This window comes from Mesorhizobium sp. WSM4808 (assembly GCF_055811675.1).
The window spans coordinates 190,202-196,201 of sequence record NZ_JBVVQX010000008.1 but is presented as its reverse complement, the minus strand read 5'-3'; the positions used below and the strand labels follow the sequence as shown (position 1 = coordinate 196,201).

The 6,000-nt window shown below is 58.5% G+C and carries 5 protein-coding genes; 3 read left to right on the top strand and 2 right to left on the bottom strand.

What is annotated here, in order from left to right:
• Positions 1 to 182: 182 nt before the first annotated feature.
• The gene (locus tag AC0L2U_RS16730) at positions 183 to 707 is read right to left on the bottom strand and encodes a YciE/YciF ferroxidase family protein (protein ID WP_127807842.1); all 525 of its coding nucleotides are present in this window, start codon (positions 705 to 707) and stop codon (positions 183 to 185) included.
• Between the two features lie 1,160 nt (positions 708 to 1,867).
• Here AC0L2U_RS16730 and AC0L2U_RS16725 point away from each other — a divergent pair.
• A complete protein-coding gene (locus tag AC0L2U_RS16725) occupies positions 1,868 to 2,386 on the top strand; it encodes a hypothetical protein (protein WP_473602243.1) in 519 nt (172 codons plus the stop codon).
• On the opposite strand, the gene AC0L2U_RS16720 is transcribed toward AC0L2U_RS16725, so the two are convergent.
• Complete coding sequence (locus AC0L2U_RS16720; RefSeq protein WP_127332018.1) at positions 2,371 to 2,556, bottom strand: hypothetical protein; 186 nt, start codon at positions 2,554 to 2,556, stop codon at positions 2,371 to 2,373. The two genes, AC0L2U_RS16725 and AC0L2U_RS16720, sit on opposite strands and share 16 nt — an antisense overlap.
• A gap of 580 nt (positions 2,557 to 3,136) precedes the next feature.
• Here AC0L2U_RS16720 and AC0L2U_RS16715 point away from each other — a divergent pair.
• Positions 3,137 to 3,925 carry an alpha/beta fold hydrolase gene (locus tag AC0L2U_RS16715; RefSeq protein WP_127380181.1) on the top strand — a complete coding sequence of 263 codons (789 nt, stop codon included), beginning with the start codon at positions 3,137 to 3,139 and terminating at the stop codon, positions 3,923 to 3,925.
• Positions 3,926 to 3,932: 7 nt separating this feature from the next.
• A complete protein-coding gene (locus tag AC0L2U_RS16710) occupies positions 3,933 to 5,039 on the top strand; it encodes a PAS domain-containing sensor histidine kinase (protein ID WP_128287421.1) in 1,107 nt (368 codons plus the stop codon).
• The last annotated feature ends 961 nt before the right edge of the window (positions 5,040 to 6,000 follow it).

Below are 6,000 nucleotides of genomic sequence, written 5' to 3'. Positions count from 1 at the left end.
CCGCCGTCCGCGTAAAAATGACCCCTTTTTCTGGCCATGGGGCCGGTTTAGGGATTTGTGGGGCGCCACCCCCCCCCGGGCCCCCCCCGGGGGGGGGGGGGGGGGGGGGGGCCCCCCGGGGGGGGCCACGTTTCCGGCGATGTTCATGGACTGGGTCTCCCAGCAGACTGAAACGGGTCCAGCTAGGCGGCTTCCTGCAGCGCCCTTTCGTTTACGCCGGCTTGTCCGAGTTGAGTCAGCGCCTCGTCAGTTGCCTTCTCTTCCTCGAGCGTCTGCTGAAGCAGTTGGACGGCGTCATTCAAGCCGAGCAGCCCTGCCCAGGTCACAAGCGTGCCATAGCGGGCAATTTCATAATGCTCAACGGCCTGGGCCGCGGCGACAAGTCCGGCGTCGAGGGCCGGCGCCTCCTGGAACTCCTCCAGAATCTCCTGGCCTTCCTCAAGAATGCCGTCGATGGCCGGACAGGTCTTGCCCTGCGCGCGCTTGCCGAAAATCTCGAACACCTGCTGCAGCCGCTCGACCTGGCCCTCAGTCTCGTCGCGGTGCTTCTCGAACGCGGCGGTCAACTCTTGCGATTCGGCACCCCTGGCCATTTTCTTGAGGGCACTCAAGATCTTACGCTCGGCGTAGTATATGTCTTTCAAGGCTTCATAAAATAGATCTTCCAGGCCCTTAGTGCTGCTCTGGGCGCTTTTTTTCGTCGCCATCTCCATCTCCCACTTCGAGTTCAATGCGTCGCGGCATATGGGCTCTAACAACCAAGGCCATCCGTTGTTCCTCGCCCTCAAAGACATCGTGGGAAGCACGAGCAAGGACCCGTGGGCATCTCGCTCCGTTATGGTCGGCACAACCGGCGCCAAACGGCGCCATGTCGCCTCTGCGCTAGCCTAGCCTCGCGGCCGCTTGTTAAGCCGCCTGCCGCGCCTTAACCGGCGTTCTCGCCTGGACGATCGAAGCCGATTGCAGGCCACGCTTTCGGCGATCATGTTGACAAGACGGTAGTCGGGGGGCCGCGGCGCCGGAACGACCTGCTCAGAGCTTTGTGGGCAACTGTTGTGAGAACCAGATCGCGCGGCTTTTCGGCACATATTGCATGCCGCAATGGTCGCTCGGCTGCCTCTACCGGTCTAAACGGGACCCCGGCCTGCGGCATCCGGATCGTTGAAGCGGATTGTTGAAAAGGTGTGTCGGGGGTGAAGTAGATCATGCGCTGCCATCGGTTGCGACGATCGAGCGACGATTGCTTCTACTGGTCGCCTGACCGCCGTTTCGCTTGTTCATCGATCCTGCGACACGCGTTCTTGAGAATCTTGAGTGCCTCGTCCTTGGTGAGGCCGCACTTTCGGGCAAAGTAGTTCGATGGCCCGTTCGCGATCCGCCCGAGACCCGGTGTTCTGCTTGGCCTTCTTGCCCATCGAGCTATCGTCCCGATTATATCGCCTGCTGGTGATCGAGCGCCGGCGCCGTGGGAGGGCCACGCGCGATCGGGTCACAATCTTGCAGCTCCACTGCCTGGCTGGAACTGTGGTTTGGCGCGATTGTTCCGAGATCGCAAAACTTTTCAAGAGATGCCTGGCGCCGGACTTAGCTGTGGCCATTCGGGATCTGTCATCCCATCGCTGTGACCTGCAGACGAATTCAGAGCCTCAGCAGTTTTTCGCCGCTTTCATCCCTGACCTCGACGAATAATTGCTGCCTAATCGCGCTCCTTCAGCGCCGCTCTCGCCAGATCTTTTCAAGCCTTCCAGGCCGGCGCGGCTCGCCTCCTCCAGCCCCGTGCAATCTGTCTTGCTGCTCCGATTGGAACCAACACATCGGGCGTGGATTAGCTCAGACAACATGTTCTTTCCAGCACCCGGAGGAAAACGTGCGCGCCCAGTCTTTTTCCTATCTGGAGGCGCTCATTGCGACGCCTTCCCCAAGCGGATTCGAACAGCCCGTCGCCAAGCTCTATCGGGACAACGTCCGCGAGTTTGCAGATAAGGTGACGACCGATGTGCTGGGCAATGTGAGCGCAATCCTGAACCCGGAAGCCGGCTTTCGCGTCATGTACGCTGGGCACATGGATGAAATCGGCTTCATTGTTCATTACATCGATGAAAATGGCTTCCTGTTCTTCAACACGATTGGTGGCACCGACGTCGCTACAGAGATCGGGCAGCGGGTCTGGGTACACGGTGCTGAGCGGGTTGCGGGCGTGATTGGTCGCAAGGCCATACAGGCATTCAAGCCGTCCGACGACATCGGCGACAGGCCAGTCGTTCTCGGCGCAGCCGCGGATCGAGGCCACAGCTGGAGGTATTGCCGGCCGATCCGCGCCCCCGGCAGATCGAACGGATCGATGGCGGCTGTGGCGCTGGCCTCGCTCTCTCAGTTCTCCGCGTGACTAAAGACGACGGCGCCGTTGTCTTTACGAACTTCAACTGAAACGATCCCATCGTCACCCTTACGGGTCGGGAACATCGCGATGGCATGGTCTTTTGCCGCCTTCTCCGCGTCGAAGGACACTTTGTCGACGATGCCGCGTCTTCCATACCAGATGACAGTGAAGGGCATTGGCACTCACATGCTTTCCGCTAAGCATATAGGAGATCGGCCCGTCGTGCGACAGATAGGGCGGATAAACTTCAACCGAGACAGTGCCCGGCCTAGCAGGCGGGGTGCTTGTTGAGCGATATGTTACCGGCAGACGTCTCGCTACCAATAGCATCCCCAGCTCTTTTGCGCTTCACGCCTCATATCCAAGCGTGCCTCAAGCGGAGAAGGTATTTCCCCCATGGACGAACTCCACACCAATGCGCGTGAGCGAATTTTCCGCTATCCGTATCCTCGCATCGTCTCCCGACAGCATTCAAACCGATGGATGTTGTTCCAGAAGCAGAATCCTCGTCCGCACCGGCTGCCTCGTAATCGACGAACCCCTCATGCCCAAGGAAGTCGACGATATCGATCCGGATGAGTTCGTCGTCCTCGACAACGAGCACCGGAATGGGCTGCGCCATATGGTTATACGAACAACTTCATCAACTCCACGTGCAGACTAGAGATACGCTCCGAGTGCGGGCGTCATTTCGTTGCCATTTGAAGTTTTTTTCAGACGGGCTATTTAGGTGTCGATTTCCTCTGGTCTGAAGACATGTACGTTCTGAAGCGCAACAATGTTCTGGCTCATGGCACGGGACCTAAAACGATGGTGTTTGCCCACGGCTTCGGCTGTGATCAAAACATGTGGCGTTTCGTCGAGCCTGCATTCCGCCACGATTTTCGCACCGTACTTTTCGACCAGGTAGGGGCTGGGAAGTCCGACCTGTCTGCGTACGACAGCGCTAAATACGCCTCGCTGGACGGCTACGCGGATGACCTCATTGAAATCGGTCGGGCTCTCGAATTGCGGAAAACGGTATTCGTCGGGCATTCCGTCAGCGCAATGATCGGGGTGCTCGCATCCTTGAAGGCACCCGAAATATTCGAGACCCTTGTTTTGGTTGGTCCGTCTCCGCGCTATATAAACGATGACGGCTATGTCGGCGGCTTTTCAGAGGCTGATGTCGAGGGCCTGCTTTCATCTCTAGCCGACAACCACATGGGCTGGTCGGCCGCGATGGCGCCAGCAATTATGGGGAACGCGGATCGGCCGGAACTTGCTGAGGAGCTCACCAACAGCTTTTGTCGAACTGATCCCGACATCGCTCGTGAATTCGCGCGGGCCACATTCACATCCGACAACAGAGCCGACCTGCCGAAAGTCACCGCGCGGACGCTAGTGCTGCAGTGTTCCGACGACATCATTGCCGGCGATCAAGTCGGTGAGTACGTCCGCGACCACATCGCGGGCAGTAAATTGGTTCACCTCGACGCGGTCGGCCACTGCCCAAATCTCAGCTCGCCGCAGGAAGTTGTTGCGGCGATACGGTCGTTCGTCTGACTACACAATGAACGCTGGTAACAGATACCTCGACCTTTTTGAGAACGCGCCTTGTGGCTACCTCGTTGTAGCTGCCGATGGGCGCATCGACGACGCAAACACTACTTTCTACAAATGGACCGGGTTTTCTAGGGAGGCAGTTGTCGGGAAACGCTTTCGTGACATCCTCAATATCGCCGGAAGAATGTTCTATGAGACACATTTCGCTCCCCTGTTGAGGATGCAGGGCTCCTTTGATGAGGTTGCGTTGGACGTGATGAAGTCGGATGGCGAGAGCCTGTCAGTCCTAGCCAACGCCTGGGAAAAGAGGACGCCCACTGGAGAATTAATTGAGACACGCGTGGCGCTCTTTCGCGCGACGCAGCGTCGACGCTACGAGCGAGAGCTGAGTGAGGCCAGACGCGAGCTGCAGATCGGCCTGAATTCCGCACAACAGACTGCGGAACTGCGCGAGCAGTTCATAGCGGTGCTTGGCCACGACCTACGAAATCCCCTGGCTTCGATTTCTGCTGGCGTCCACATGCTGGCCCGAAGCTCTGACACCAGCGACGAAAAAACCTCCCAAGTCCTGCGCCTCATGCTGGCGAGCGTTTCCCGGATGAGCGGCTTGATCGACAATGTCTTGGATTTCGCGAGAGGTCGACTTGGAGGGGGTCTCGGACTATCGAGGGACCGCGACAACCCGATCCAGCCCGCATTGCAGCAGGTGCTTGACGAGATAAGATCAAGCTACCCGGAGCGTCAGATCGAGGTGTCGTTCAATCTGGACGGATGCATGATCGATGCTGATCATGCGAGGATCGCGCAGCTTTTCTCGAACCTAATGGGAAACGCCATCGCCCATGGCGACCCTGAAACTCCGATCAAGGTAGCCGCGCAGGTTCAGGACGGCCTCTTTAGCCTGTCGGTTGCGAACAGCGGTAAGCCTATTCCGGAATCGGCGCTGCAACGCCTCTTTCAGCCATTTTATCGAGGAGAGGCAAAGAGCCGCCAACAGGGCCTGGGATTGGGGCTCTTCATCGCGTCAGAAATTGCCCGCGCCCATGGTGGAAGCTTGGACGTAGTCTCCGATGTGGAGCAAACGCGCTTTAGTCTCCGTATCCCCGCAAATTGATCGCACAACTATCTCATGGCTGCTCTCCACCCCTGCTGCCGGAAGGTGACGGGCTCTTTTGTGCGTTAGCGGAACTTGATAGTCGGAACAGGTTCGAAACGGCGGCAGCGTCCCCGCTGCCGGTCGAGGTCCCCAAGCCTCGGCCGAGTCCGCCTCTGCCTGCCAGTGGGGCGGACCCACTTTCGATTCAAGGCAACCTTGCTCCCAGGATGGAAGTTTGGATCGCGCTTGGTTTTCCTAGCCGAGCAGGACACCGGAAGGCCGTCACCCTCCTTCCTCACTGGCGGCCGCGAAGTCAGTCTACGATTGATGGGGAATTTTTTACCAAACTGTAAATTCAACGGTATTCTGGTAGGAGGCCAAACTGTCCAGGCGCGGATCCGCAAATATCGCCCTTGGCGTGCTACCATCCGAGGATTGGGCTGACTGGTCACTACAACCCGAGCCGCTGGCGAAGGCCATCATTGAGACCGTGGAGCGTCTGACGAGTAGACCGGCCGCTGAAGGCACGACTAGAGGGGGCCTTGGCTTTGAGACCTGCCCGAAGCCGAGCTGCAAACGGGTTCCAGCCTTACGAAAAGGTTGCATGGGTTTCTCCAGGTTGGCCCGCCGCTGAGGTCACAGCGACGGGCCCTGCACCAGAGCTTGGACTTGAGGGAGGGAGTTCTCACACCAAGCACGTTCCCAACTTAGATTCCGGATGCATGTTCCTAAGGCCGGCGCAAAAACTTTATGACCCACCAAATACAACAATGCCCCTGCCAGACTCCTGGCGATTCTGCGAAAGGCCGGCATCTCGATTGAGACGTCCGCGCAGGCGGCTAGGACTCGCCGTCACACGGCGCGATGTTATCTGAGCGCGTCAAGAATCGCCGGGAAACGCGGAGCTTCAGTTCGATGCGATGGGCCCGACACGAACGTCAGGGATCTGTAAGCCAGGTCCGAATACAGGGTGGCTGCG